Consider the following 24031-nt stretch of genomic DNA (forward strand, 5'->3'; position numbering starts at 1 on the left):
GAAACGGTCTGAAGCGCCGGTCTGCGGAAACGAATATCCGGCGGGTAACGCCGAGTTCGCGGCAGGGGAGAGGGCGCCGTCGGGAGTGCGTTCCGGCCACCCCTGCCCTGCTCCGTCGAGAGAACGGGCGGCGATCGGAGTCGTACCGACCGACAATCGGAACCGGACCCCCGGGGCACCCGCGCCCCGGGCGCCGCGCATCGAGGAGAGCGACCATGGCGACGCCGCCCGCCGCATGGCTGACCGTGCAGACCACGACCGACAGCGAGGAGAAGGCCCGGGCCCTCGCCCGGAGCGCCGTGGAGGCCCGGCTCGCCGCCTGCGCGCAGGTCTCCGCACCCGTCACCTCCGTCTACCACTGGCAGAACGCCGTGGAGACCGCCGAGGAGTGGCAGGTGCTCTTCAAGACGAGGGCCGAGCGCTACGACGAACTGGAGGAACACCTGCGCGCCGCCCACGACTACGACACCCCCGAGATCATCGCCACCCCCATCGTCCGGGGCAGCGCCCGCTACCTCGCCTGGGTGACCGACCAGACCTCCTCGGCGGTGGCGCTGTGACGGCCACCGACCAGTCGCCCGCACCCGTCCCCGTCCCCGTCCCCGAACCGGCAGCCGGATCCGAGGCGGTCGGGGGAGAGGGGCCGCTGCCCTTCTTCGTCTACGGCACCCTGCGGCCCGGTGAGCACAACCACGACCGGTACGTCCGGGGCCTCGACGTCCGGGAGCAGCCGGCGCGGCTGCACGGCGGGGCGCTCTACGACGGCCCCGGATACCCGTTCGCCACCGACGGGGACGGTACGGTCCTGGGCGCGCTGATCACCGCGGCGCCCCAGGAGTACGCCCAACTGCTCGTCGCCCTCGACCGGTTGGAGACCTACCTGGGGCCCGACGATCCCCGTAACCTCTACGAACGGGTCGCCCGGAACGTCGAGGTGCCCGGCTCAGGGACCGTGCGCGCCTGGATCTACCTCGCGGCCGCCGCCGTCTCCCGCACCCTGCAAGCGAGCGGCCCGCGCATCCCGGGCGGCGACTGGCTCGGCCACCGCCCTCCCCAGGCGTAGGGCCACGCGGGCCTCGGGGACACCATGGGGGACTGTTGGGGGAGGCAGCACCACCGCACCACCCATGACCCGCCGTGAAAGGTTCCCCATGCACCGACTCGTCGCCCAGCTCTGGCGGCTCATACGCGGCCCCCTCCAGTGGCGGGTCCTCTGGCTCGCCCACGCCAAGTTCAACGTGGGGGTCACCGGGGTCGTCCGGAACGACGCCGGTCAAGTCCTGCTGCTGAAACACCGGTTGTGGTCCGCGCGGCACCCCTGGGGGCTGCCGACCGGGTTCGCCGTCAAGGGCGAGGAGTTCCCGCTCACCGTCGTCCGCGAGGTGAAGGAGGAGACCGGGCTCGACGTGGAGCCGGGCCGACTGGTGCGGCTGAAGAGCGGCTACCGGCTCCGCCTCGAAGTCGCCTACGAAGCGCGGCTGGTCGGCGGAACCCTGAAGATCGACGACTTCGAGATCCTGGAGGCGGGCTGGTTCGACGTGGACGCGCTCCCCGCCGCCATGCAGGAATCCCACCGGGAGCTCATCCGGGGCGACGGAACGCTCTGACCGGCGGCGCCGCCGCGCCGCCCCCCGCTCCGACGCGACCGGCGGCTCGGCCCAACTCCCCTGCGCCGAAGGCCCGTCGTTCGATAGCCAACACAAATGTTTGCTAGATCGCTGGGAATATTGTTAACAATCCCGTAGCGTGCGTCCCGCCTCGGCCCCGAGGCCGAGGTTCCGACGAAGCACCACGCCCAGGCAAGGGCGCGTGGTGCTCCACGAGGGGAGACCCCATGCAGCGGCTCTCGACGCCCTTCGGGTGCGACGCGCCCGAACACTCCACCGCGGTAGGGGAGATGCGGCGCTCCGCGCCCCGTAAGCGCCTGCTGAGAGGCGTGGCGGTCGCGGGCTCGCTCGCCCTCACCGCCCTCGCGGTGCCGTCCTCCTTCGCGGCGACCGGCGGTTCGCCCCAGGCCAAGGCCCAGGCGTCGGCCCCGCACGGTGTGCACGCCGTCGACGCGGAGGACGCCGCCCTCGCCTTCGACTCCGCCGCTTACACGACGATCACCGTCACCGTGGACGGGCAGCCGATGAACGTCCGCTGGTACAAGGAGATCTGCTACGTGGCCCATCCCGTCGAGGCGGCGGCCCAGCAGCCCGGCGGCTTCGGCAACAGCACGATCTCCAACACCGCCTGCGGCTACCAGGCCATGAACGTGTTCGTCCCGGAGAGCGCCTTCGGCGACCAGCGGGCGCCGATCTACCTCGCCGTCAACAACAGCGGCTGGATGGCCAGTTACATCAGGGCGAGCGTCACCGGCGGCGCGTCCTACAACAGTGCGACGAGCAACGTCGGTGCCGCGCTGAAGGCCGGTTACGTCTTCGTCGACGTCGCCAACCGCAGCCGCGGGCTGCTCGGCGCCGACGGCACGAACCCCGGCAAGGCGCCCGCCGCGGTGGTCGACGCCAAGGCCGCCGTCCGCTACCTGCGCCTCAACGACGCCACCATGCCCGGCAGCGCCGAACGCATCGTCATCAACGGCACCAGCGGCGGCGGCGCGTTGGTGTCGATCCTGGGCGCTTCCGGCAACAGCGCCGCATACGACCCCTACCTCGCCCAGGTGGGCGCCGCGGGCATCGACGCGAAGGGCCGCAGCACCCTGCGCGACGACGTCTTCGCCGTCAACGCGTACTGCCCGATCACCGACCTGGGCAACGCAGACAAGGCGTACGAGTGGCTGTACAACATCCTTGACACCCGCGCCGACACCGGCCAGAACCCGTCGCCCGAGGACGCCGCCGCGATCGCCGCCCAGTTCCCCGCGTACGAGAAGAGCCTCGGCCTCCGCAACCCGGACGGCTCGAAGCTCACCGCCGCGAACATGATCGACACCATCAGGAAGGAGGTCGTCCGCTCCGCCGAGACCTACCTGAAGGCCGACCCGGCGAACACGATCCCGGCCCTGGGCGCCACCTTCGACCTCCAGTCCGGCGGCGGATTCCCCGGCGGGACGCCGACCACCAAGTCGTACGTCAACGACTGGATCGACGTCGACACCGCCACCCGCACGGTGCGCTCCGTCGACATGAAGAAGTACCTCGCGTTCGTCGTCGCCCAGGCGACCCTGAAGACGACCCCGGCCTTCGACGCCGTGGGCGTCAACGGGAACACCACCAGCGGCACCGAGACCAACCTCTTCGGCCCGGTGGACCAGAAGTACATGAACTACACCGAGTACAGCTGGGACCACAACGACGTCCCCGGCGACGGCAGCGGCATCGACGACACCGGCCTCACCTGGGACCAGTACACCGCGAAGCGCACCACCACCGTGGACGACCAGATCCACCTCATCGACCCGATGGACTTCATCGGCACCGGTGCCGACACCGCCGCCAACTGGTACGTCCGCGCCGGAACCCGCGACCGGGACACCGCGTTCATCGTCTCCATCAACCTCGACCGGGCGCTCGAAGCGGACCAGCAGGTCAAGGACGTCGACTACCGGCTCGCCTGGAACCAGCCGCACGCCGGCAACTACGACGTGCCCGAAGCCATGGCCTGGATCGCCAAGGTCGTCCGCAAGGCCGGAGACCCGCTGGGAGCCGGCCACCGCTGACGCCGGCCACCGCTGAGGGCCGTACTGCCCCGAGGCCGGTGTGGTCAGGCCCGTCGTGCTCCGCCCGTCGCGGACGAGTGCTCATCGCCCCGTCCGCGACGGCCGGAGCCCTCCGGTCGGTGACGCGGGCGCGGTTCAAGGCTGCGCTCCGGTCTTCCCCCGTCATGCGGCTCGGTCACCCGTGGTTTCGGTCTTGTGTTGGCAGCGATTTCACCGGTCCGATCACACCATCCACGCCCGGATCATCTCGGTTGCGGACGCTGCCCCATGCCCTTGATCCTGTGTGCTCGGCAAGCAAGGAGGGCGCATGGGCCTGGTTCTCTTTCCGGGCGACGGAGACAACAGCAGTGCGGATGTCTCGTGGTCCTGCACCGGCTTTGCCGCGTTCCGGCGGCGTTTGGCCGAGAGTGAGGGCTTCGTGCTCTCCGAGATGTGGGGCTTCGGCGGCGAGCGGCCGTGGAGCGACGCGTCCACCGTTCTGGAGCCACTCCTCGACCATCCGGAGAACGGTGGTGACGCCATCTCACCCGCCGAGTGCGCGTCGCTCCTGGTAGGGGTGGAGGCGATCGCCGGCCGTTGGGTACGGGAGGGTGGCGACCAGCTCCTTCGGCAGCACATCGAGGACGCCCGCCGACTGGCGGGCGTTCTGCGGCTCTGTATCGAGAAGCACGTTCCGCTGATCTTCCTCTGACGCCCGCCTGCCACGGAACACCCGCGGGCCACCTCTCCACAGCAGAAGCCCCCACCGCGCACTGCGCGATGGGGGCTACGTCTGCGGTGGGCTGACCGACTGGTCAGATGGCGCTGAACTCTCCGGCCTTGACGCCCGCCACGAACGCGCCGAACGAGCCGGTGGAGAGGCCCAGGACGGGGCTGCTGGTGTCCTTGGAGTCGCGTACGGGGACAGTGCCGTGCGCGGCGGCGAGGTTGGTGGCGACCTCCACGCACTGGCCACCGTTTGCGCTGTAGGAGGACTTGAACCAGTGGAAGGGCTCGGTTGTCACGGCGATTCCTCTCGCAACTGTGACCAGCGCAGGGCTGCCGTCCCGGCAGCGCTCAGTTTTCCCCGCTCCGAGTCGCGTGAACCCGCTGTCAGTCTCCGGCTGGAGGGGGCTCGCGGTACGGACCGGCAGACGGCCCTTCACGCTTGGCGTGAGAGGGCCGCATCCGTTTCAGGCATGTTGGGCAGCCAGTCCCCTTACAGTTTGCCCGACTTGACCGCTGACAGAAACGACATGAAAGAGCCTGCAGCGAGGTCCAGCGCGGGGCGGCCGAGGTCCTTGCTGTCGCGCACGGGGACGATGTCGTGCGTGGTCGCCAGGTTGGTGGCGATCTCTACGCAAGCGCCACCGTTGTTGCTGTAGGAGGACTTGTAGAACTCGGGGGTCTCAGTCACGGGTTCCCTTTCGTACCTGCTCGATCATGGCCACGGAAGCGGCCTGTGACAGCGCTTCGTTCTGGAGCTGATAGTAGGCCGTGAGCACACTCTCCACGAACCGGCTTTCACGGTCCAAGTGGCCCTGGAACTGGGACTCGGCGTAACCGATCATGCTGCGGTCCGGGAGCGTGAGCAGGTGGACGGGCAGGTCGAAAGAGCGACGGGCTCCGACGCTGTACGGCACCACCTGCAAGGTGGTGTGGGGCAGCCGAGCGAACTCGATGAGCCGCTGGAACTGCTCCAGCATGACCTCGCGGCCACCGATCTCGCGGCGGAGGCAGCTCTCGTCCAGTACCACTTGCACGACCGGCGGCGGGGTCCGCTCGATGGCTGCCTGTCGCTCCGCGAGGAAGTCCACCCGCTCGGCTGCCTGTTCCTGGGTGATCACGCCACGGTCGACCGCTGCTTGGGCCAGCGCCTGGGCGTACGCGCGGGTCTGAAGCAGTCCGGGGATGATCCCGCTCTCGAACAGCCGGATCTCCCGTGCGTGTCCCTCGTACCTCACGTACTCGGGAAACCCTTCCAGCATCGTCTGATGCCGCACTTCACGGCAGAGCCGTTCGAACTTTGTCCCCGTGCGGAGGACCTTGTCCACGGCGCGAGCAAAACGCAAAGTCGGCAATTTTCGACCAGTTTCGACGGCCGAGATATGGGAGTTGGAGTATGCCGCCAGCAAGGCGAATTCCGTCTGCTTGAGTCCTTGGGCTTCGCGAGTGCTGCGGAGTGTCGCACCGAATGACGCGCTGGCGGACTCGTCCGGATCGAGATCGCGGATGTTGACCATGCTTTTCCTCCAGCGGAGAAAACTTGAACAAGACCTGAGTGTAGGCGACTGTGGGCGCCCACGGTGACGGATTCACTACAGAGAGGAGTTGTCCATGTCCATGTCCATGTCCGTGCCCGACGCCGCTACTTCGGCGGAACAGGGACCCAGTGGACCGCTTCCGACCCCCGGCGCACTCATGGTGGACACCGGTCGCGAGGACCGTGTCGGGGAGTTCCGAGGAGTCGCGGGCCCGTACTGGGCCATACGGCCTGTCGGCGGCGGAATCGAGTGGGAGGCCGCACCCGAATGTGTCCGGCCGGCGAACCCGACAGAGCGGCTGCGGGCGGACAACGCGCGCTGTAATGCCCGGAGTCGGGGTGAGGTGCTGTGAGCAAGGATCCCGACATCACCGGACCCGTCGAGCCGGGGCACGCACCCGGACCTGACGCGACCGACTGCTCCGTCTGCCTGGAGTTCGACTGGGCCGAGGAGGACGCCGAGCGGGTGGGCGATCTGAGCCTCGCGACCGACTGGCGGGTTCTCCGCAGGCGTCACCAGGCAGCCGACCACCCGGCGCAGGCGGCCTGTGCCGACTCCGCCGACGCCCCTACCTCTCCCACCAACTGAGGACCGACGAACGAAGGGGAAGCGCTCCCGTGCGCTTCCCCCGGAGGAAGCGCCCCATGTCACAGTGCACCGCCGTCGCCCTGCTGCCTGTCTCGCAGCGCGCGGCTCGCAGCGGCGGAACCCCGCCTGAACCACGGCCCATTCGGTGCGTACTCGGTGAACAGCACCCCGACGAGCACGCGTACCTCCTGTGGGACGACGACCGGCTCGGTGGCGGCGTATGGGTGCGCTGGACCGCCGGCGGCCGCATGTACCGGGTCGTACTGCTCCGATGCACTCACGCCGACGAACAGCGCGGCCCGTGCCGCCTGTTCACCGACCACCCCGCCGGGCACTCCTGGGAGAACTGAGGACGTGTGCGGCGGGTCGCGGATGGTCGCGCGGTCACCGCATTCTCCTGCCTGATTCCTGGACGAACGCGGAGGAGTGCCTCTGCCGACCCGGAGCCACCAGCTCGGTGACCGCCAACACCACTCCCACGAAACCGCAACGCAATCACCCGGTAGCCCTTGATGTGGGAATTCAGCCGTGCGGGGGCGCATTGCGGCCAACTCCGAGGAACCGGGCTGACGGTGTGATCGATCGGCGCTAGAACAAGAGCCCGGGTGGCGTGGACGCGGGAGGAGGCCCGGCGTCGGTGATCGATCTCGGCACTGTGGGCGGTCGTCGTCATGGCGCAGTCTCGCCGTCGATGTTCTTGTGCGTACAGCCCGGCCTGGTCAGGTGGCGACGTCCTCGCGGCCACGCCCCTGCACGGCCACCGCGCGATCCGGGCCCACGGAGCGACATCCGCCACCACCGACGTCTCCAACTATGTGGCCAGCTCCGAGGAGGGGTTCACATCCCTGGCCAACCACGCACAACACCTCACGTGACACAAACCAGTCGAGGGAGCAATCGTTGTCGGTCGTCAGGAAGACGCTCACGTCGCTCGTCGCCATCATGTCGATGAGCCTGGGGGGCATCGCGGTCGCACAGCCGGCCCAGGCCAGCGCGCAAGGATGTGCCGTATCGGTCAGCGTCGATGCCAGCGAGGCGCAGGTGGACAATTGCGCGGGCAACGGCGCAGGCGCCTGGTTCTGGCTCTACAACAGTGGCGCCAACAGGGTCTTCAGTTCCACGCTCAACGTGTGGACCAGCTACGACGCGCCGCCGAACAACAATACCGGCCAAGTCGCGCTGACGGTGGACGCCAACCAGGCTCTGTCGGGCCAATTCGGGGACCCCGCAAACAAAGTCAGATGGATACAGATCTGTGAGTGGTGGTACAACGGTTACTTTCCGCCGATTCCCGTGTACACGTGCTCAAGCTATTTCCCGGTGTAGTCGGGACAGCACTTCACGAAGAATCCCGGGGCGCGAACCATGTGATCCGGCTTCGCCCTGACCCACTACTTGGAACGGCCGGCCGTCCGCTGGAAACGCCGCACCGAACTCCACGGGTCTCGTCCGCCTCGCCCGCAGCCCGATCCGCTGCCGGTGGCCCGGGAAGTCCGGTCGTGATCGGGTCACGAGCTCGTGGAAGCTCAGGGCGGGCATCTCACCGTCCGCCGGGCACCGCCCAGCGCGCGGCCGTCACGAGGATCGAAACCCGGCGGACACCCCGCCGTCCCCGCGGTCGGGGAGGCGCGGGGTGTCCGACCCACCCCGGGCCGTCACCCCATCCGCCGGGCCCCCACCGTCCAGAAGACCGCGAACCCCGTCCACACGCTCGCGAACGTCCAGGTCAGCCAATGCCCGCCGAACAGGGCCAGGGAGCCGAGCCAGGCGGTCCCGAAGGCCACGAAGAGCAGGCCGAAGCTGTGGAAGGCGAAGAGCTGGGAGAGGCGTCCGCTCAGCACCGCCCACGCGCCCACCGCGAGGGCCAGGCAGCCCACCGCCAGTTGCCACAGGACCCCGCTCTGCGAGGACGGTTCGTAGGAGTAGGTGCGACCGAGCACCTTCAGCCCGACGATCTCGCCCTGCCACAGGCGTACTTCGGCGGGATCGCCCGCGGCGGCCTTGTCGTACGTTCCCGAGTCCACCCCCAACCAGTCGGTCCGGGAGCTCCGTTCGACCTTGAGGTCGTAGTACGTCGTGCAGGTCGTCGTACCGCCCCCGGCGCCCCCGCTGCTTCCGTCGTAGCTGCACTGCTCGCCCGTACGCCTGTCGCGCACCGTGCCCGCCTCGCGCCGTACGCACCCGTCCCCGCCACCCCCGGCCGCGCTCCCGCTCCCACCGCCGTTCCCGCCGCCGTTCCCACCGCCGCTCCCGCCACCGGGCGCGCAGAGCGGCGCGTCGCGGTAGTCCATGGTCGCCGCGTACCCGTCGGCGATCTGCTGACCGCAGAGGAAGACCCCCCACCCGGCCGCGAGGACGACCAGTCCCCGTAACCAGACGGGCAGCCGCCCGCGGTTCCCACCCCGTCCGTACCCCGTTGGCTTCACGCTGCCGTGATTCCCGCATGGGGGAGCCCTCATGCGCCGCCTTCGGCGGTGACACCACCCGGGGCGGTCACTCGTGCTGCTCCGGAGCCTGGCCGCTGAAGCGCTGCCCCGCCTCTTCCAGCCTCTCGTCCACCAGATCGGCGAATCGGGCGACCGCCGACCTTTCGGTGGGCGAGAGCTGGTCGACCGTCGTCTCGATGCCTCTGCGGATCCCTTCACTCGCCGACAGTGCGTGACGGAACTCGATCTCGTCGGGGCCGGCCCTGTCGAGGTAGCCGAGGGCGACCAGCCGCGCGACGGACTCGCGGGTCTCGGCCTCCGGCAGGTCCATTTCCTGGATCAGCCAGTCCACATCGCCGAACCTGCCGCAGATGAGCAACAACCATTGGCAGCGCAGGTAGACGCCGAGGTCGGCAGGGGAGAGACGGCTGTCGATGACGAGGCGGTACGGGGCGACGAACGCGTCCGGCCCGCACCCGTCACTGATCGTCATCCCCCGCATGTCGTCTCCCCTCCGCTGCCCGTCATCCGCCGTGCGATCAGCTGAAGTCGCTTCGGAGCCGGCTCCGGCCCGTTCTCCGTCCCGCGCTGCCCCGGCACCCGGCCGCGTCGGCGATGCTTCGTCCATGCCTCGTCAACGAGAGCGACCGGTCTTCGGGCACGCCCTCGGTCGCACACTCGACCGTGCACGCGTTCTCGCCCTCAACCGCCCGCCGCCAGGGCGTCCGCGACGCCGGTCTCCCGGTGCCCCAGGAAGTGCGGGTCGGGCCGGAGTACGGCGTCCAGGGCCGCCTTGCCCGCCGCGAAGACCTCGCGGGCGCCGCCGTAGTACCAGGTCACATCGTGCGGTTCGTCCACGCCGACCCCGTACGCGTCGATCCCGGCGGCCCGGCAGAGCGCGACCGCCCGGCGGATGTGGAACCCCTGGCTCACCAGGACCGCACGGTCCACCCCGAAGATCTTCTTCGCCCGCACGCAGGAGTCCCAGGAGTCGAACCCCGCGTAGTCGCTGACGATCCGGGCGTCGGGCACCCCGTGCGCGGTGAGGTAGGTCCGCATCGCGTCCGGTTCGTCGTACTCCGTACGGCTGTTGTCACCGGTCACCAGAAGGACCTTCACCTTGCCGGTCCGGTACAACTCGGCGGCCGCGTCCAGCCGGTGGGCGAGGTACGGGGTCGGCCTCCCGTCCCACAGACCGGCCCCGAACACCACGGCCACGCCCTCGGCCGGCGCGTCGGCGGTGGTCCGCACGTGCGCCCCGGCCGACGTGTACATCCAGGTCATCGGCGCCAGTGCCACCGCGCAGGCCACCATCAGCCCCTGCACCGCCCGCCGTTGACCGCGCCGGGTACGCGGGAGCCGCGCGGCCCACGCGCTCGGCCGCAGGGCCCGCCGCAGCCTCGGCGGCGTCAGGGCTCTCGGCAGTCTCGGTCGTCGCATGGAACTCCCCTCGATGAGCGGCGCACGGCGCTCGTGCGGCCCTCCCCCTCACCAGGGGACGAACGAGCGGGCTCCGGGGTTCTGCGCCCGGTGGACTTCTCCAAGGCCCGGGACCCGGGAACCCCGGACCGGCGGGGCGGGAGATCCGCGACAGAAGGCGACGCCGATGATCGGCTGAATCACCTGTGTCCCCAGGGACCAGTGGTCGCTACGGTGTTCGGGCATGCCTGGGGGTGAGGAGGGCTGGGAGTGAACGAGGCAGGGGCGGGCGAGGTTCCACTCGCACCCGGTGGATCCCCGGTGGTGGGGCATCTGCTCAAGCTGGCACGGGGGCGGGCGGCGTTCCTGCAAGGGCTGCGGGGTTACGGCGACGTCGTGGAGATGAGGCTGGGGCGGCGTTCCTTCTACGTACTGAACGCCCCCGAGGCCATCCACGACGTCCTGGTTGCACAGAGCGGGAAGTTCAGCAAGGGCGCGCTGTTCGACCGGGTCCGGCCCTTCATAGGCAACGGGCTGGCGTCGTCCGACGGGGCTTTTCATCTCCGGCAGCGGCGCGCCATGCAGCCGGCGTTCCACCGGGAGCGGGTCGCCCGTTACACGGAGACCTTCGTGGAGGTCGCCGGGACGCGGGTGGACGGCTGGCCGACAGGGCGGGTCGTGGCCATGGAGCGGGAGATGCGCGAGTTGGCCGTCGCGATGCTGGTGCCGACTCTCTTCCCGTTCGCCGAGGGGTCAGAGACCGGGCGGGCCATCGAGGATCTGGGTGCGCGCGTCAGCGATGACCTCGGGGTCCTCGTGCGAGGAGTCCTCCGGGCCACCATCCTGCCGCCGGCGCTGGCCGTCGTACCGACTCCGGGGCGCCGGAAGTTCCTGGCCTCGGCGGCGGCGCTGCGCAGGCTCGCCGAGTCGGCCGTACGGCAGGCCCGCAGCAGCCCGGAGAGCCACGGCGTCCTCGCGCTCATGTTCGCGCACGAGGGCGGCATGACGGACGAGGAAGCGTGCGACGAGATGCTCACCATCCTCGTCGCCGGCGTCGAGACCACGGCCACCACCCTGTCGTGGGCCCTGCACGTGCTCGCCCGCAAACCGGACATGGCCGACCGGATGAACGCCGAAGCGCGGGCCGCCGGGCCGGGCGTCGTCACCCCCGCGGCCCTGCCGTACACCGCGCGGTTCGTCCAGGAGGTGCTGCGCCTGTACCAGCCCCTGTGGTTCATGGGACGGCGTGCGCTGGAGCCCGTGCGGGTCGGACCGTACGAGATCCCGCGCGGGGCCGAGGTGATCTACAGCGCCGCGACGCTCCACCGCGACCCCGCCTGCTTCCCCGACCCCCTGCGCTTCGACCCCGACCGGTGGCTGACCCGGCCGGAGAAGAGCCTGCCGCGCGCTGCCTACCTGCCCTTCGGCGCAGGCAACAGGAAGTGCATCGGCGACGGTTTCGCCTGGGCCGAGATGCTCGCCGTACTCTCCGCCGTCACCACGCGCCGGCATCTGCACCCCGCTCCGGGGCACAGGGTCCGGGCGGTGGCGGACGCACAGATCCACCCCGACGCCCTGCCGATGTCCCTCACTCCGCGCGAACCGAGCTGACCAGGAGAGTCGATGCTGGAGTTCCACCTGAGCGAGACAGAGCTGTTCGGCACCGCGCGGGCGCGGGACGCCCAGGTGCGGGGACTGACCCGGTTCCTCCCGGAGGACGAACCCGAGCCGCTGCCCAAGGCGGCCCTGCTGAAGATCGAGAGCGAGTGCCGCCGGGACCGGCTAGCACTGCTCGACGCCACCGACGAGGCGTACCGGAGCACTGCCCAGGGGCGTGCCTTCGCCGCGTGGCTGGACGTGGCCCGACCGGCGGAGCTGATCTGCACGCGCAAGGGCGACACGTCACTGGAGGACGTGCACCGCTACATCGTCCGGGACGCAGTGCAGTGGCTCACCCTGTGGCTCGCCGGCTATCGCCGGGATCCGCTGTGGCACGCGATCGCCAAGGCCGTGGCGTTGATGGCGGTCCTGGACGACGTCGTCGTCCCGCCGCAGGACGTGTCCGGCGGCGTGCACCGGATCGGGGACGAGAGCCTGGGGGAGGTGCTGGACCGGGTGAAGGTGCTCGGCGGCGACCGGGACGCGCGGTGGCTCGCCCACGCCTACCAGGAGACGTTGTTCAGCGCGCGGATCCAGTTCTACGAGAAGTGGTCCACCGCCGGACCGGGCATGGCACCGCCGGGTCACCTCGACGCCATCCAGGCGTACGTCCGTGAGCCGGATGTCCTGCGCGCGAGCATCGTGCGGACCTATGCGGCCGAGACCCTGCCCGTCCTGCACCTGCTCGCGTACTACTTCCGCCTCCCCTTCGACGACTGCGACTGGGCGGCCTTCGTCTCCGCCGGAGTGGCCCAGACGCTCGGCATGGACATCTCCAAGGACCAGTACGGCGTGGGCGTGAAGGAGCCGACCAACTTCGGCGTCCGCCGAGACCGGGACGGACCCGAGAACGTACGGCACCGCACCCGGCTGCACGGTACGTTCCTGCGCCTGACCGCCTGCTTCCACGACGTCACCGACTTCCCCGGCACCGTCTACGACCGGTACTCCCGCGTCTCCCTCTCCTACGCCAGACTCGTGGACCGCTACATCGAACGCCGCCACATGACCCGCCTGCCCATGAACGACAGCCTGTCCGCCGTCGTGGACGCCGTCCTCACCGGCCGCTGACCGCGGCCGGCCGCAGGCTCGTCCGGTACGGCGTCACCCCTTGGGCACCCACGGGGCCGGCAGCGGCTCGGGGCCGTCCAGGGCGTGGCGGACCTTCTCCTTCAGCGATTTCGGCGGGGCCTGCCCCTCCTCGCGCGTGTGCATGAGACGGGCGATGCTCACGCGGAAGTGGCACGCGCGGTGGTTCTGGCGGACGTGTACCAGCCAGGAGCCGTCGCCGGTGAGGAAGGCGTTGCGGCCCGGGGCGTCCCCGGGCCGGGCGTGGCGGGCCAGGATGCCCGGCACGTAGTGCAGCGCCGCGTCCTCGGCGACCGCGCGCGCCGCCTCCTCCGTGCCGCTCACGGCGTGTGTGGCCGCCAACGTCCAGTGGTGCAGCCTCAGTTCGATGCCGTCGGCCCGCCGTGTCTCACGGGTGTCCTCCTCGATCAGGACGTACCACTGAGCAGTCATGGCCGAAGCCTACGGGTCGCTCCGAGGAGCGAGCGATACCCCAACTTTCGTTACTCGTTACGCGGTTCGAGCATCCGCGTGAGGTCGGAGCCTCAGAAGCCGTCGCACGCCGTGGCCTCGAACTCCGACACGGGGGCGAAGCGGACGGACTCCTCGCCGTCCTCCGTGTACTCCTCGTAGAGGACCTTCCCGGGCATGAGCCGCTCCCGGTCGGCCGTGGTGAAGTCGATGCTCTCGGTCGAAGACCTGTTCTCGTCGCCCCAGCCCGCGAGGGTGTAGACCGTCCCGTCCTTGAGCGGTCCGGGGGCCCTGGTCGTGGTCCAGCCCGAGGTGGGGGAGTCGAGGGACCACGTGGTCAGTCCGGCCTTGAGGGGCCGGTCGGGGGTCCATTCGCCGACCCTCGTGCTCCCCTGCGCATCGGTTGTCTCCGCCCGGAGGCCGGTACCTTCGATGCGGTGATCGCAGACCATGATGACGCCGAGCAGCCGGCCGTCGGTCGTCACGGAGATGCCGGTGACGGCCACGTCGTCGGCCCCGCACCCCGAGGTCGTGGCCAGGGTCAGGCCGACCGCCAGCGCGCATGCCGAACGCCGTAAGGCCGGCCGCGAAAGGATCGACGGCACCGAACTCCCCCTGTCCGGGACCTTTTGCGATGATCCCCGTACGTCGGATGGTAGGACCGGTCCGTGCCTGGTCGCGGTGCGGCCGTCCTTCCGTTGCGCCCTCGTTGTGGATTCGTGGCCGGGAGTTCTTCGGACCGTGGCGCCGGGAGTTCACCGTGTCACGACCCTTGACGAGTACACGAAGACCGGCCAAGAATGATCACGCACTGCGGTATGACAACGTTGTCTACGTCGGAAGAGGCGTTCTTTCCATGAGATGGACCCACTGGATGCGTGGCGCGGGGACGGCGGCCGCCACGGCCGCGCTCCTCGGCGGAGCCGTCGCCGCGCCGGCCGCGGCCGACTCCGGCCGGCACGGTCAGGACAGGCTCACCGATCTCGTCAACCCGTTCATCGGGTCCGAGAACGAGGGCAACACCTACCCCGGTGCGGCCGTGCCGTTCGGCATGGTGCAGTTCTCGCCCGACACCGGCCACAACACCGGGTACGACTACACCCAGAACCACATCCGGGGCTTCTCCACCGTGCACATCTCCGGTGTGGGCTGCGGCCTGGGTGGTGACCTCCCGGTGCTTCCGACGACCGGCGACATCACCTCGACGGACAACGCCGTCTACGCCGCCGAGTTCAGCCACGACGACGAGAAGGCCGCTCCCGGTACGTACGAAGTCGGCCTGAAATCCGGCATCAAGGCGGAGCTGAGCGCCACCGCCCGTACCGGTGTGCAGCGTTACACCTTCCCGGCCACCGACAAGGCCAACGTCCTCATCAACGCGGGCCAGTCGCTGCACAAGACGGTGAGCACCAAGGTCGAGATCCTCGACAACCGCACCGTGCGCACCGCCATCACCGGCAGCGGCTTCTGCCAGGACACCAAGCCGTACACGGTGTACACGATCACCCGCTTCGACCGGCCGTTCAAGGTCTCGGGCACGTGGAAGGGCGACGTCGTCACCGAGGGCTCCACCTCCTCCACCGCCGCCGGCGAGCGCAACGGCGCCTTCCTGCGGTTCGACACCACCAAGGACCGCACCGTCGAGGCGACGACCGCGATCTCCTACGTGGACGCCAAGGGCGCGGCCCTCAACCTCCGCTCCGAGGGCGGCCGTTCGTACGACCACGTCGCGAAGGCCGCGCAGGCCGCGTGGGAGGACCGCCTCGAGGACGTGAAGGCGCAGGGCGGCAGCGAGACCGTCCGCCGGACCTTCTACTCCTCGCTGTACCGCTCGTTCCTCGCGCCCAATGTGGGCAGCGACGTGGACGGCCGCTACACCGGCTGGGACCAGAAGATCCACCGGGCCAAGGGCTTCACGTACTACCAGAACTGGTCGCTCTGGGACACCTACCGCACCCAGGCCCAGCTGCTGTCGCTGCTGGCGCCCAGCGAGTCCCGCGACATGGCCATCTCCGTCATCAAGATCGACGAAGAGAGCGGCTGGCTCCCCAAGTGGGGCTACGGCACGGTCGAGACGAACATCATGACCGGTGACCCGGTCACCCCGTTCCTGACCAACGCCTACCAGCAGGGCCTCCTCAAGGGGTACGAGGAGAAGGCGTACAAGGCGCTGAAGAAGAACGCGGACGGTGTGCCGCCCGCAGACTCCGCTCCGGTGGGCCGCGAGGCCAACAAGGAGTACCTCGCCAACGGCTTCGCCCCTTACATCGAGAACCGCGCGCACGTGAAGCCCGGTGACTCGGACTACGACCACGGCGCCTCCGCGACCCTCGAGTACGCGCTCTCCGACGCGATGCTCGGCCAGATGGCCAAGGACCTCGGCCACAGGGCCGACGCCGCGCGCTACACCGAGCGGGCCCAGAACTACCGCAAGATCTTCGACAGTTCGACCGGCTTCTTCCGCGCCCGTGACGCCTCCGGCGCCTTCACCGGCCCGGTCGACCCGGCGCAGAGCGTGGGCTTCCACGAGGGCACCTCGTGGCAGTACCAGTGGCTCGTCCCCCAGGACCTGCCCGGCATGGTCGGCCTGATCGGCGGCACCCAGTCCGCCAACGCCCGTCTCGACTCCTTCTTCGCCTACGACCAGCTGGTCCAGGACCCGGCGAAGACCGCCCGTGAGACGTGGGTCAACGGCCCGTACGCGTACTACAACGCGGACAAGTACAACCCGCAGAACGAGCCCGACCTGATCGCCCCGTACACCTACCTCTCGACCGGCCAGCCCTGGAAGACGACCGACGTGGTGCACGCCGCGCTCACCCTCTTCACGGACGCCCCGACCGGTATGACGGGCAACGACGACCTCGGCACGATGTCCGCCTGGAACGTCCTCTCCTCCATCGGGATCTTCCCGGTCCAGCCGGGCACCGACACCTGGGGCCTCTCCACCCCCGTCTTCGAGCGGGTGGACCTGACGCTGGACAAGCGGTACTACCCGAACGGCAAGCTCACCGTGAAGGCTCCGGGCACCTCCGACTCGGTGCGCTACATCCAGTCCGCGAAGGCCGACGGCCGCTCGTACGCCAAGACCTACCTGACCACGGAGGACATCCGTGACACCCGCGAGCTGACCTACAAGGTCGGCACGGAGCCCTCCACGTGGGGCACCTCGGTGAACGCGGCTCCGCCCGCCCTGAAGTGACGCGCTGACCTGCACGCACTCGGTACACACCGACGCGAGGACCCGCCCCTCACCGGGGGCGGGTCCTCGCCTGTTTCGCGGTGGGAGCACCCCGTAGCATCGTGCGATGACGCAACCACGACTGGTCGCCACCGACCTCGACGGCACCCTCCTGCGACGTGACGGCAGCCTCTCCGACCGCAATCTGCGCGCGCTGCGGACCGCGCAGGACGCCGGGGCCGAGGTCGTCGTGGTCACCGCCCGGCCGCCCCGCTACCTGGACCGGCTCGCCGACATGACCGGGCTGACCGGCACGGCGGTGTGCAGCAACGGTGCCGTCGTCTACGACATCGCCACCCGTACGGTCACCGCCTCCCGGCCGCTGGCCCTGCCCACCGCCCGGACGGTGGCCGGCCTCCTCGCGGCGGAACTGCCCGAGATCTCGTTCGGGATCGAGGCCGCGGGCCACATCCACTTCGAACCCGCCTTCCTGCTGCGCTTCTCCGGCGACCCTGCCTTCGAGTCCGTCCTCCCGTCCCGGGAAGCGCTCTGGCAGACCGGGATCCCGCTCGCCAAGCTGCTCGCCTGGTCCGACCGGACCGATGCCGACACCCTGCTCACGACGGTCGAGCGGGTGGCGCCCGGCCTCGCCCAGTACACGCACTCGGGCGGGCGCGGACTGCTGGAGGTCAGCGCCATCGGAGTCACCAAGGCGGGCACCCTGTCGCTGCTCTGCGCGGAGCGCGGGCTCACCGCCGCCGACGTCGTCGCCTTCGGTGACATGCCCAACGACCTGGACATCCTCCGCTGGGCCGGAGCCGGCTACGCCATGGCCAACGCCCACCCCGCCGTCCTCGCCGCCGCCCCGTACCGCACCCTCTCGCACGAGGAGGACGGGGTCGGCGTCGTCCTGGAGCGGCTGTACGGGCCCCTCGGTACGGGGGACCTCGGCACGGCTGACCTCGGTGCGGGGGAGGAGCTCACGGTCACCCCGCTCGTCCACGCCGTCCCGGTCGCCCCGGTCGCCCCCGCCACCCGTGTCACCCCCGTACCGAGGAGCTGACAACGGCCCACGCGCGCCCGTGAGGACGGCGCAAACACCCGGGACCCTTCGCGGCAACGGACCGGCAACCTCCGCCCGGCAGGCTGGTGCCAGAACGGTACGGGCTCCTCGGCGCCAGGTGTCCCGGCGCCAGAGCGCCCCGCCGTCCCCCACCTCCGTCCCCGTCCCCACTCCCCGTCGCCCACCCCCCCCGTCACCCACCCCCGTCTCCCGCCGTCGCCTCCCGGAACGGACCCCGCAGACCCATGCAGCGCACCCGGCACTCCGCCCGCCCCAAGGGCCGCAACCTCGCAGAGGTCCCCGGCTCCCCGGCCCTGGTCGCCGTGGCGCACGGCAGCCGGGACCCGCAGGCGCTCCGGACCGTGACGCAACTCCTCGACCGCGTACGGGATATGCGCCCCGGCCTCGACGTACGCCTCGGCCACATCGAGCTGAACGAACCGCTGCTGCCGCAGACGCTCGCCGGACTCGCGGGCGGCTCCGCCGTCCTCGTACCGCTGCTGCTCGGCAGGGGCTACCACGTCAAGCAGGACCTGCCCGCGCTCGCCGCCGCCGCACCCGCCGTCCGTACCCGCGTCGCCGCCCCGCTCGGCCCCCACCCACTGCTGGTGGAGGCGCTGTACGGACGGCTCGTCGAAGCGGGCTGGCCCGCCGGTGAAGGGCCCGACGAGCAGCGGACCCGGCGCGGGGGCGCCGTCGTCCTGGCAGCCGCCGGTTCCCGCGACCCCGAGTCCGCCGCCGACACCCGGCGCACCGCCCGCCTGCTCGGCGAGCGGCTCGGCGGGGTGCCGGTGGTGCCCGCGTACGCCTCCGCCGCCACGCCCACCGTGCCCGTCGCGGTCCGCGCGCTGACCGCCCGGGGGTACCACCGCATCGCCGTCGCCTCGTACTTCACCGCCCCCGGCCGCTTCGCGACGGCGGCCGCGGACGCCGCCCCCGGCATCGCGGCGGCCCCGCTCGGCGACCACCCCGCGATGGTCCGGCTGCTGCTGCACCGCTACGACCAGGCCTGCGCGGGCGCGGCCCCGGCGGAAGGCGGCCCGTCGGCCGGCGAACCTCTCCTCGCAACCGCCTGACCCCTGTCCTGTCCTGCCCTGTCCTGCTCTGCCCTTCCGTGCGCTTCCCTCCCGCACGATCCCGGTCAACTGTCGGATCCGGTCGTTATGGTCGTAACCATGGACGGGACACACGGGACCGGTACGCACGGGACACACCAGCACGGGACACGACACACCGACAGCACGGACCAGGACGTACGCGACCAGGCCCCGGGCCTCCACGGCACGGAGCGGAGAACAGCCGCGCCTGCGCCCTCGGCGCCGCGACACCCGGCACCCGCGCCCCACTCGCCCCCCGGCTACACCCCCTCCGACACCGCACGCTGGGACACCGAGGCCGACAAGCGCCCCGGCCGCACCGCGTTCCAGCGCGACCGCGCCCGGGTGCTGCACTCCGCCGCGCTGCGCAGGCTGGCCGGGAAGACGCAGGTCGTCACGCCCGGCACCCGGGGCGACGTCTGGGACGCCAGCCCGCGCACCCGGCTCACCCACTCCCTGGAGTGCGCGCAGGTCGGCCGGGAGCTGGGGGCGGTCCTCGGCTGCGACCCGGACCTGGTGGAGACGGCCTGCCTCGCGCACGACATGGGCCACCCGCCGTTCGGCCACAACGGCGAGCAGGCGCTCAACGAGTTCGCCGCCGACTGCGGCGGCTTCGAGGGCAACGCCCAGTCGCTGCGGCTGCTGACCCGGCTGGAGCCGAAGCGGTTCGTCCGCGACCCGTACACCGGCGAACCGGCCAGCGTCGGCCTCAACCTCTCCCGGGCCGCGCTCGACGCCGCCACCAAGTACCCCTGGCCGCGCGGCGGCCACCCCACCGACCCGAAATCGGCCAAGTTCGGAGTGTACGAGGACGATCTGCCGGTCTTCTCCTGGGCCCGCGAGGGCGCCCCGCCCGGCCGTACCTGCTTCGAGGCCCAGGTGATGGACTGGTCCGACGACGTCGCCTACTCCGTCCACGACTTCGAGGACGGCCTGCACGCGGGGCACTTCGTCCCCGCCCGCCTGCACGACCCGGCCGAGCGGGAGGCGATCTGGGCGGCGGCCATCGGCCGGTACGTTCCGCCGGACACCGACCCCGAGGAGCTAGCGGCGGCGCTGGACCGGCTCATCGGCCAGGAGTGGTGGCCGCACACCTACGACGGCTCCGCTGTGGCCCAGGCCCGGCTGAAGGACGCCACCAGCCAGCTCATCGGCCGGTTCTGCCAGGCCGCCGAGACCGCGACCCGCGAGGTCCACGGCCCCGGCCGCCTCACCCGGTACGGAGCCGAACTCGTCGTCCCCCGCGAGGTCCGCGCCGAGTGCGCGGTGCTCAAGGCCGTCGCCGTCCGGTACGTCATGCAGCGCACCGAGCAGGAGGCGATCCGCGCCGGCCAGCGCGTCGTCATCGCCGAACTGGCCGCCGCGCTCACCGCCCGGGCACCGGAAGGCCTGGAACCGCAGTTCCGTGCCCTGTTCGAGTCCGCGCCCGACGACCGGGCCCGCAAGCGCGTCCTGGTGGACCAGATCGCCGCCCTCACCGACTCCTCCGCGCGCTCCCTGCACATGTACCTGACGGGACCTGCCTCCTGACGCGCCGTGACCTGCGGGGCGCGGCGGCCGTCCCCGGCGGCGCGGCGGATGATGTGCTGGCACACAGCCGGGCCCGCAACCATGGGACATGCGCCAGGAGGGGCACACCCTCTTTCGCCCTCACCCTCCGTGCGGGAGGCTCGCAGGGTGAGGGCGCCGCGCAGTACGCACCGCGCAGTACGCATTGAGGAGGCAGCAAGTGGTGGACGCACACAGGACGTTCGTCATCGTCGGCGGAGGACTGGCCGGCGCGAAGGCGGCCGAGGAACTCCGCTCGCAGGGGTTCGACGGCCGGGTGATCCTGATCGGCGACGAACGCGACCACCCCTACGAGCGGCCACCGCTCTCCAAGGGGTACCTCGCCGGAAAGGCGGACCGCGACAGCGTGTTCGTCCAGGAGAAGGCGTGGTACGCGGGCGCCGACGTGGAACTCCACCTCGGCCAGCCGGTCACCTCCGTCGACCGGTACGCCCGTTCCGTCCAGCTCGGCGACAACACCGTGATCCACTACGACAAGTTGCTCCTCGCCACCGGCTCCGAACCGCGCCGCCTCCCCATCCCGGGCACCGACCTGGTCGGCGTCCACCACCTGCGCCGCCTCGCCCACGCCGACCGGCTGCGCGGGGTGCTCTCCGCCCTCGGCCGGGACAACGGCCACCTGGTGATCGCCGGGGCCGGCTGGATCGGCCTGGAGGTCGCGGCGGCGGCCCGCGGCTACGGCGCCGAGGTCACCGTCGTCGAGCCCGAACCGACCCCGCTGCACGGCGTCGTCGGCCCCGAGCTGGGCCAGATCTTCACCGACCTGCACAGCGATCACGGCGTCCGCTTCCACTTCGGCGCCCGCCTCACCGAGATCGTCGGCCAGGACGGCGTGGTGCTCGCCGCACGCACCGACGACGGCGAGGAGCACCCCGCCCACCACGTGCTCGCCGCGATCGGCGCCGCCCCGCGCACCGGCATCGCCGAGGCCGCCGGGCTGGAGCTCGCCGACCGGGCGCACGGCGGCGGCATCGCCGTGGACGCCTCGCTGCGCACCTCCGACCCGCACATCTACGCCGCCGGGGACGTCGCCTCCGTCGAGCACCCGCTCTTCGGCACCCGGCTGCGCGTCGAGCACTGGGCCAACGCGCTGAACGGCGGCCCGGCCGCCGCCCGCGCGATGCTCGGGCAGGAGGTGAGCCACGAGCGGGTGCCGTACTTCTTCTCCGACCAGTACGACCTGGGCCTCGAGTACTCGGGGTGGGCGCCGCCCGGTTCGTACGACCAGGTCGTCATCCGGGGCGACGCCCGCAAGCGCGAGTTCCTCGCCTTCTGGCTGCGGGACCGCCGCGTGCTGGCCGGGATGAACGTCAATGTGTGGGACGTCACGGAGACCGTCCAGGCGCTGATCACCGCCCGCTCCCAGCACGACCCGAACGCCCTCGCCGACCCCTCGGTACCCCTCGAATCCCTGCTCTGACCGCCGATCCGCCCTTTCGGTCCCGCCCGGGCCCCTGTCCCGTACACGAAACCGCGCACCACCTCTGTGTACGGGACATGCCACCGGCAATCACCCGGCGCACGTGCGCGCTCGGCCCCGCGCCTCCCGGCCAGGGCAGTAACCCCTCGCGCCCCCGTAGACTTCTCCCGTGGCTGGCAGGATCAATGACGACGACGTGAAGGCGGTACGGGACGCGGTCCCGATCGACTCCGTCGTGTCCGAATACCTCCAGCTCAAGAACGCGGGCGGCGGAAACCTCAAGGGACTCTGCCCCTTCCACGACGAGAAGTCCCCCTCCTTCCAGGTCAGTCCCTCCAAGGGCCTGTTCCACTGCTTCGGCTGCCAGGAGGGCGGCGACACCCTCGCGTTCGTGATGAAGATCGACCACCTCACCTTCTCCGAGACGGTCGAGCGCCTCGCCGCGAAGGCGGGCATCACCCTGCGCTACGAGGAGGGCGGCTACAACCCCTCCCACCAGCGCGGCGAACGCATCCGGCTGATCGAGGCCCACCAGGCCGCCGCGAAGTTCTACGTCGAGCAGCTCGACGGACCCGAGGCCGAGATCGGCCGGAAGTTCCTCGCCGAGCGCGGCTTCGACCAGGCCGCCGCCGCCCACTTCGGAGTCGGCTACAGCCCGGCCGGCTGGGACCACCTCACCCGCTACCTGCGCGGCAAGGGCTTCAGCGACAAGGAACTCATCACCTCCGGCCTCTCCCAGGACGGCCGGCGCGGTCCGATCGACCGGTTCCGGGGCCGGCTGATGTGGCCCATCAGCGACACCGCCGGGGAGATCGTCGGCTTCGGCGCGCGCAAGCTGCGCGACGACGACAACGGCCCTAAGTACCTGAACACCCCCGAGACCCCGGTCTACAAGAAGTCGCAGGTCCTCTACGGCATCGACCTCGCCAAGAAGGACATCGCCAAGGCCAGCCGCGCCGTCGTCGTCGAGGGGTACACCGACGTCATGGCCTGCCACCTGGCCGGCGTGACCACCGCCATCGCCACCTGCGGCACCGCCTTCGGCAACGACCACATCAAGATCCTCCGCCGCCTCCTGATGGACAACGGCAGCGCCCGCGTGATCTTCACCTTCGACGGCGACGCGGCCGGCCAGAAGGCCGCCCTGCGCGCCTTCGAGGACGACCAGAAGTTCGCCGCCGAGACCTACATCGCCATCGCCCCGGACAACATGGACCCGTGCGACCTGCGCCTGGTCAAGGGCGACGACGCCGTCCGTGACCTGGTCGAACCCCGCACCCCGCTCTTCGAGTTCGCGCTCCGCCAGATCGTCGCCCGCTACGACCTGGAGACCCCGGCCGGCCGCGCCGCCGCCCTGGACGAGGCCGCGCCCGTCGTCGCGAAGATCAAGACGAGCAGCGTCCAGCGCGAGGTGGCCGTCCAGCTCGCCGGACTCGTCGGCATCCTCGACCAGGAGTACGTCGTCCACCGCGTCCACCAGCTCGCCCAGTGGGCGCGCGGCCGGGGCGGCGACGGCGGACGCCAGGGCAGCGGCGGCAAGCAGTCCCGCCCCGGCGCCCGGCACCAGGACGTGACGCCCGTCTCCATCGCCCCCTCCGGCCCCGCGCTCAACCTCCGCAGCCCCGCCCACCGCACCGAACGCGAGCTCCTCAAGCTGGCCCTCCAGAAGCCCGCCCTGGTCTCGCCCGCCTTCGACGCGTACGGCTCCGACGAGTTCACCGCCCCGCCCTACGCGGCCGTGCGCGAGTGCATCGCCGAGGCGGGCGGCGCCGAACAGGGCGTCGCCGAACCCCGCGATTACCTGGCCGCCGTCCTGGAGGCCACCCCGCACGACTCGGTGCGCAAACTCGTCACCGAACTGGCCGTCGAGGTCTTCCACGGCAAGTCCATCGACGAGACCTACGCGGGCATGCAGCTCGTCCAGGTCCGGCTGCGCGCCGTGGACCGCCGGATCGCCGACGTCAACAGCAGCCTCGCCCGCCTCGGCTCCCAGGTCGCCCCCGACCACCTCGCCGCCGCGCAGAACGAGGTCTGGGTCCTCCAGCAGTACGCCCAGGCGCTCCGCAGCCACGGCACCGACGCACTCTGACACCCGGCGCGCCCCGGCGCGCACGCGGAACGGCAGCACCGAAAAAGTCACCGCACGCCCCTCGTGGCGGCGTTGTG

General features: G+C 70.9%; 25 protein-coding genes. 17 read left to right on the forward strand and 8 right to left on the reverse strand.

Annotation, left to right across the window (positions count from 1 at the left end; genetic code table 11):
• Positions 1-215 precede the first annotated feature (215 nt).
• The 5 genes from cutA (at position 216) to ACWCSV_RS15140 (ending at position 4352) form a co-directional block, all read left to right on the forward strand.
• Positions 216-560 (forward strand): divalent-cation tolerance protein CutA, encoded by a 345-nt coding sequence (gene cutA, locus ACWCSV_RS15120; RefSeq protein WP_451142237.1) that lies wholly within the window; start codon positions 216-218, stop codon positions 558-560.
• 86 nt (positions 561-646) lie between these two features.
• The gene (locus ACWCSV_RS15125) at positions 647-1063 is read left to right on the forward strand and encodes a gamma-glutamylcyclotransferase family protein (RefSeq protein ID WP_451142395.1); all 417 of its coding nucleotides are present in this window, start codon (positions 647-649) and stop codon (positions 1061-1063) included.
• 88 nt (positions 1064-1151) lie between these two features.
• Positions 1152-1607: an NUDIX domain-containing protein gene (locus ACWCSV_RS15130; RefSeq protein WP_451142239.1), complete on the forward strand. Its 456-nt coding sequence runs from the start codon at positions 1152-1154 to the stop codon at positions 1605-1607.
• 227 nt (positions 1608-1834) lie between these two features.
• A complete protein-coding gene (locus tag ACWCSV_RS15135; protein WP_451142241.1) occupies positions 1835-3661 on the forward strand; it encodes a subtype B tannase in 1827 nt (608 codons plus the stop codon).
• 307 nt (positions 3662-3968) lie between these two features.
• Positions 3969-4352 (forward strand): hypothetical protein, encoded by a 384-nt coding sequence (locus ACWCSV_RS15140; protein WP_451142243.1) that lies wholly within the window; start codon positions 3969-3971, stop codon positions 4350-4352.
• A 103-nt stretch (positions 4353-4455) separates the two neighbouring features.
• On the opposite strand, the gene ACWCSV_RS15145 is transcribed toward ACWCSV_RS15140, so the two are convergent.
• From ACWCSV_RS15145 to ACWCSV_RS15155, 3 genes are all read right to left on the reverse strand, one after another.
• Positions 4456-4665: a DUF397 domain-containing protein gene (locus ACWCSV_RS15145; RefSeq protein WP_451142245.1), complete on the reverse strand. Its 210-nt coding sequence runs from the start codon at positions 4663-4665 to the stop codon at positions 4456-4458.
• A 194-nt stretch (positions 4666-4859) separates the two neighbouring features.
• Complete coding sequence (locus ACWCSV_RS15150) at positions 4860-5057, reverse strand: DUF397 domain-containing protein (protein ID WP_451142247.1); 198 nt, start codon at positions 5055-5057, stop codon at positions 4860-4862.
• A complete protein-coding gene (locus tag ACWCSV_RS15155) occupies positions 5050-5883 on the reverse strand; it encodes a helix-turn-helix domain-containing protein (RefSeq protein WP_451142249.1) in 834 nt (277 codons plus the stop codon). Before ACWCSV_RS15155 ends, ACWCSV_RS15150 begins: the two co-directional genes overlap by 8 nt.
• 106 nt (positions 5884-5989) lie before the next feature.
• Here ACWCSV_RS15155 and ACWCSV_RS15160 point away from each other — a divergent pair, with 106 nt between their 5' ends.
• The 4 genes from ACWCSV_RS15160 (at position 5990) to ACWCSV_RS15175 (ending at position 7818) form a co-directional block, all read left to right on the forward strand.
• Entirely contained in the window at positions 5990-6256 is a 267-nt protein-coding gene (locus tag ACWCSV_RS15160) for a hypothetical protein (protein ID WP_451142397.1), read from the forward strand.
• The gene (locus ACWCSV_RS15165; RefSeq protein ID WP_451142251.1) at positions 6253-6492 is read left to right on the forward strand and encodes a hypothetical protein; all 240 of its coding nucleotides are present in this window, start codon (positions 6253-6255) and stop codon (positions 6490-6492) included. Before ACWCSV_RS15160 ends, ACWCSV_RS15165 begins: the two co-directional genes overlap by 4 nt.
• Positions 6493-6548: 56 nt before the next feature.
• Positions 6549-6842 (forward strand): hypothetical protein, encoded by a 294-nt coding sequence (locus tag ACWCSV_RS15170; RefSeq protein WP_451142253.1) that lies wholly within the window; start codon positions 6549-6551, stop codon positions 6840-6842.
• 550 nt (positions 6843-7392) lie between these two features.
• On the forward strand, positions 7393-7818 hold the full coding sequence (locus ACWCSV_RS15175) for a hypothetical protein (protein ID WP_451142255.1): 426 nt from the start codon (positions 7393-7395) through the stop codon (positions 7816-7818).
• Between the two features lie 329 nt (positions 7819-8147).
• Here ACWCSV_RS15175 and ACWCSV_RS15180 read toward each other — a convergent pair whose 3' ends face one another.
• The 3 genes from ACWCSV_RS15180 to ACWCSV_RS15190 all read right to left on the reverse strand — a co-directional run bounded on the left by ACWCSV_RS15180 (position 8148) and on the right by ACWCSV_RS15190 (position 10358).
• A complete protein-coding gene (locus tag ACWCSV_RS15180; protein WP_451142257.1) occupies positions 8148-8918 on the reverse strand; it encodes a hypothetical protein in 771 nt (256 codons plus the stop codon).
• A gap of 67 nt (positions 8919-8985) precedes the next feature.
• Positions 8986-9411, reverse strand: coding sequence for a hypothetical protein (locus ACWCSV_RS15185; RefSeq protein ID WP_451142259.1), 426 nt, complete (start codon positions 9409-9411; stop codon positions 8986-8988).
• A 209-nt stretch (positions 9412-9620) separates the two neighbouring features.
• A complete protein-coding gene (locus ACWCSV_RS15190; RefSeq protein ID WP_451142261.1) occupies positions 9621-10358 on the reverse strand; it encodes a SanA/YdcF family protein in 738 nt (245 codons plus the stop codon).
• A 249-nt stretch (positions 10359-10607) separates the two neighbouring features.
• On the opposite strand from ACWCSV_RS15190, the gene ACWCSV_RS15195 reads away from it, so the two are divergent.
• Both ACWCSV_RS15195 and ACWCSV_RS15200 read left to right on the forward strand, forming a co-directional pair.
• A complete protein-coding gene (locus ACWCSV_RS15195; protein WP_451142263.1) occupies positions 10608-11948 on the forward strand; it encodes a cytochrome P450 in 1341 nt (446 codons plus the stop codon).
• Between the two features lie 12 nt (positions 11949-11960).
• On the forward strand, positions 11961-13067 hold the full coding sequence (locus tag ACWCSV_RS15200) for a hypothetical protein (protein WP_451142265.1): 1107 nt from the start codon (positions 11961-11963) through the stop codon (positions 13065-13067).
• 33 nt (positions 13068-13100) lie between these two features.
• On the opposite strand, the gene ACWCSV_RS15205 is transcribed toward ACWCSV_RS15200, so the two are convergent.
• Entirely contained in the window at positions 13101-13517 is a 417-nt protein-coding gene (locus tag ACWCSV_RS15205) for a hypothetical protein (protein ID WP_451142267.1), read from the reverse strand.
• A gap of 92 nt (positions 13518-13609) precedes the next feature.
• Positions 13610-14140, reverse strand: a complete 531-nt coding sequence (locus ACWCSV_RS15210; protein ID WP_451142269.1) for a hypothetical protein — start codon at positions 14138-14140, stop codon at positions 13610-13612.
• Positions 14141-14391: 251 nt separating this feature from the next.
• On the opposite strand from ACWCSV_RS15210, the gene ACWCSV_RS15215 reads away from it, so the two are divergent.
• The 6 genes from ACWCSV_RS15215 to dnaG all read left to right on the forward strand — a co-directional run bounded on the left by ACWCSV_RS15215 (position 14392) and on the right by dnaG (position 23954).
• A complete protein-coding gene (locus ACWCSV_RS15215) occupies positions 14392-16737 on the forward strand; it encodes a GH92 family glycosyl hydrolase (protein ID WP_451142271.1) in 2346 nt (781 codons plus the stop codon).
• A 106-nt stretch (positions 16738-16843) separates the two neighbouring features.
• Positions 16844-17779, forward strand: a complete 936-nt coding sequence (locus tag ACWCSV_RS15220; protein WP_451142273.1) for an HAD family hydrolase — start codon at positions 16844-16846, stop codon at positions 17777-17779.
• A 245-nt stretch (positions 17780-18024) separates the two neighbouring features.
• Positions 18025-18855, forward strand: a complete 831-nt coding sequence (locus ACWCSV_RS15225) for a sirohydrochlorin chelatase (RefSeq protein ID WP_451142275.1) — start codon at positions 18025-18027, stop codon at positions 18853-18855.
• Positions 18856-18954: 99 nt separating this feature from the next.
• Positions 18955-20406 carry a deoxyguanosinetriphosphate triphosphohydrolase gene (locus ACWCSV_RS15230; protein WP_451142277.1) on the forward strand — a complete coding sequence of 484 codons (1452 nt, stop codon included), beginning with the start codon at positions 18955-18957 and terminating at the stop codon, positions 20404-20406.
• A 199-nt stretch (positions 20407-20605) separates the two neighbouring features.
• Positions 20606-21865, forward strand: coding sequence for an NAD(P)/FAD-dependent oxidoreductase (locus ACWCSV_RS15235; RefSeq protein ID WP_451142279.1), 1260 nt, complete (start codon positions 20606-20608; stop codon positions 21863-21865).
• Positions 21866-22034: 169 nt separating this feature from the next.
• Positions 22035-23954, forward strand: a complete 1920-nt coding sequence (dnaG, locus tag ACWCSV_RS15240; protein WP_451142281.1) for a DNA primase — start codon at positions 22035-22037, stop codon at positions 23952-23954.
• Positions 23955-24031: the final 77 nt, after the last annotated feature.

Source organism: Streptomyces sp. NPDC001770, from assembly GCF_053596135.1.

Excerpts from the sequence above, each read along its gene's own strand:
- ACWCSV_RS15170 (WP_451142253.1), top strand. The coding sequence starts at position 6,549 with ATGTCACAGTGCACCGCCGTCGCCCTGCTGCCTGTCTCGCAGCGCGCG.
- ACWCSV_RS15160 (WP_451142397.1), top strand. The coding sequence starts at position 5,990 with ATGTCCGTGCCCGACGCCGCTACTTCGGCGGAACAGGGACCCAGTGGA.
- ACWCSV_RS15185 (WP_451142259.1), bottom strand. The coding sequence starts at position 9,411 with ATGACGATCAGTGACGGGTGCGGGCCGGACGCGTTCGTCGCCCCGTAC.
- ACWCSV_RS15220 (WP_451142273.1), top strand. The coding sequence starts at position 16,844 with ATGACGCAACCACGACTGGTCGCCACCGACCTCGACGGCACCCTCCTG.
- ACWCSV_RS15205 (WP_451142267.1), bottom strand. The coding sequence starts at position 13,517 with ATGACTGCTCAGTGGTACGTCCTGATCGAGGAGGACACCCGTGAGACA.
- ACWCSV_RS15225 (WP_451142275.1), top strand. The coding sequence starts at position 18,025 with ATGCAGCGCACCCGGCACTCCGCCCGCCCCAAGGGCCGCAACCTCGCA.
- cutA (WP_451142237.1), top strand. The coding sequence starts at position 216 with ATGGCGACGCCGCCCGCCGCATGGCTGACCGTGCAGACCACGACCGAC.
- ACWCSV_RS15215 (WP_451142271.1), top strand. The coding sequence starts at position 14,392 with ATGAGATGGACCCACTGGATGCGTGGCGCGGGGACGGCGGCCGCCACG.
- ACWCSV_RS15140 (WP_451142243.1), top strand. The coding sequence starts at position 3,969 with ATGGGCCTGGTTCTCTTTCCGGGCGACGGAGACAACAGCAGTGCGGAT.
- ACWCSV_RS15200 (WP_451142265.1), top strand. The coding sequence starts at position 11,961 with ATGCTGGAGTTCCACCTGAGCGAGACAGAGCTGTTCGGCACCGCGCGG.
- ACWCSV_RS15130 (WP_451142239.1), top strand. The coding sequence starts at position 1,152 with ATGCACCGACTCGTCGCCCAGCTCTGGCGGCTCATACGCGGCCCCCTC.
- ACWCSV_RS15190 (WP_451142261.1), bottom strand. The coding sequence starts at position 10,358 with ATGCGACGACCGAGACTGCCGAGAGCCCTGACGCCGCCGAGGCTGCGG.
- ACWCSV_RS15135 (WP_451142241.1), top strand. The coding sequence starts at position 1,835 with ATGCAGCGGCTCTCGACGCCCTTCGGGTGCGACGCGCCCGAACACTCC.
- ACWCSV_RS15230 (WP_451142277.1), top strand. The coding sequence starts at position 18,955 with ATGGACGGGACACACGGGACCGGTACGCACGGGACACACCAGCACGGG.
- ACWCSV_RS15155 (WP_451142249.1), bottom strand. The coding sequence starts at position 5,883 with ATGGTCAACATCCGCGATCTCGATCCGGACGAGTCCGCCAGCGCGTCA.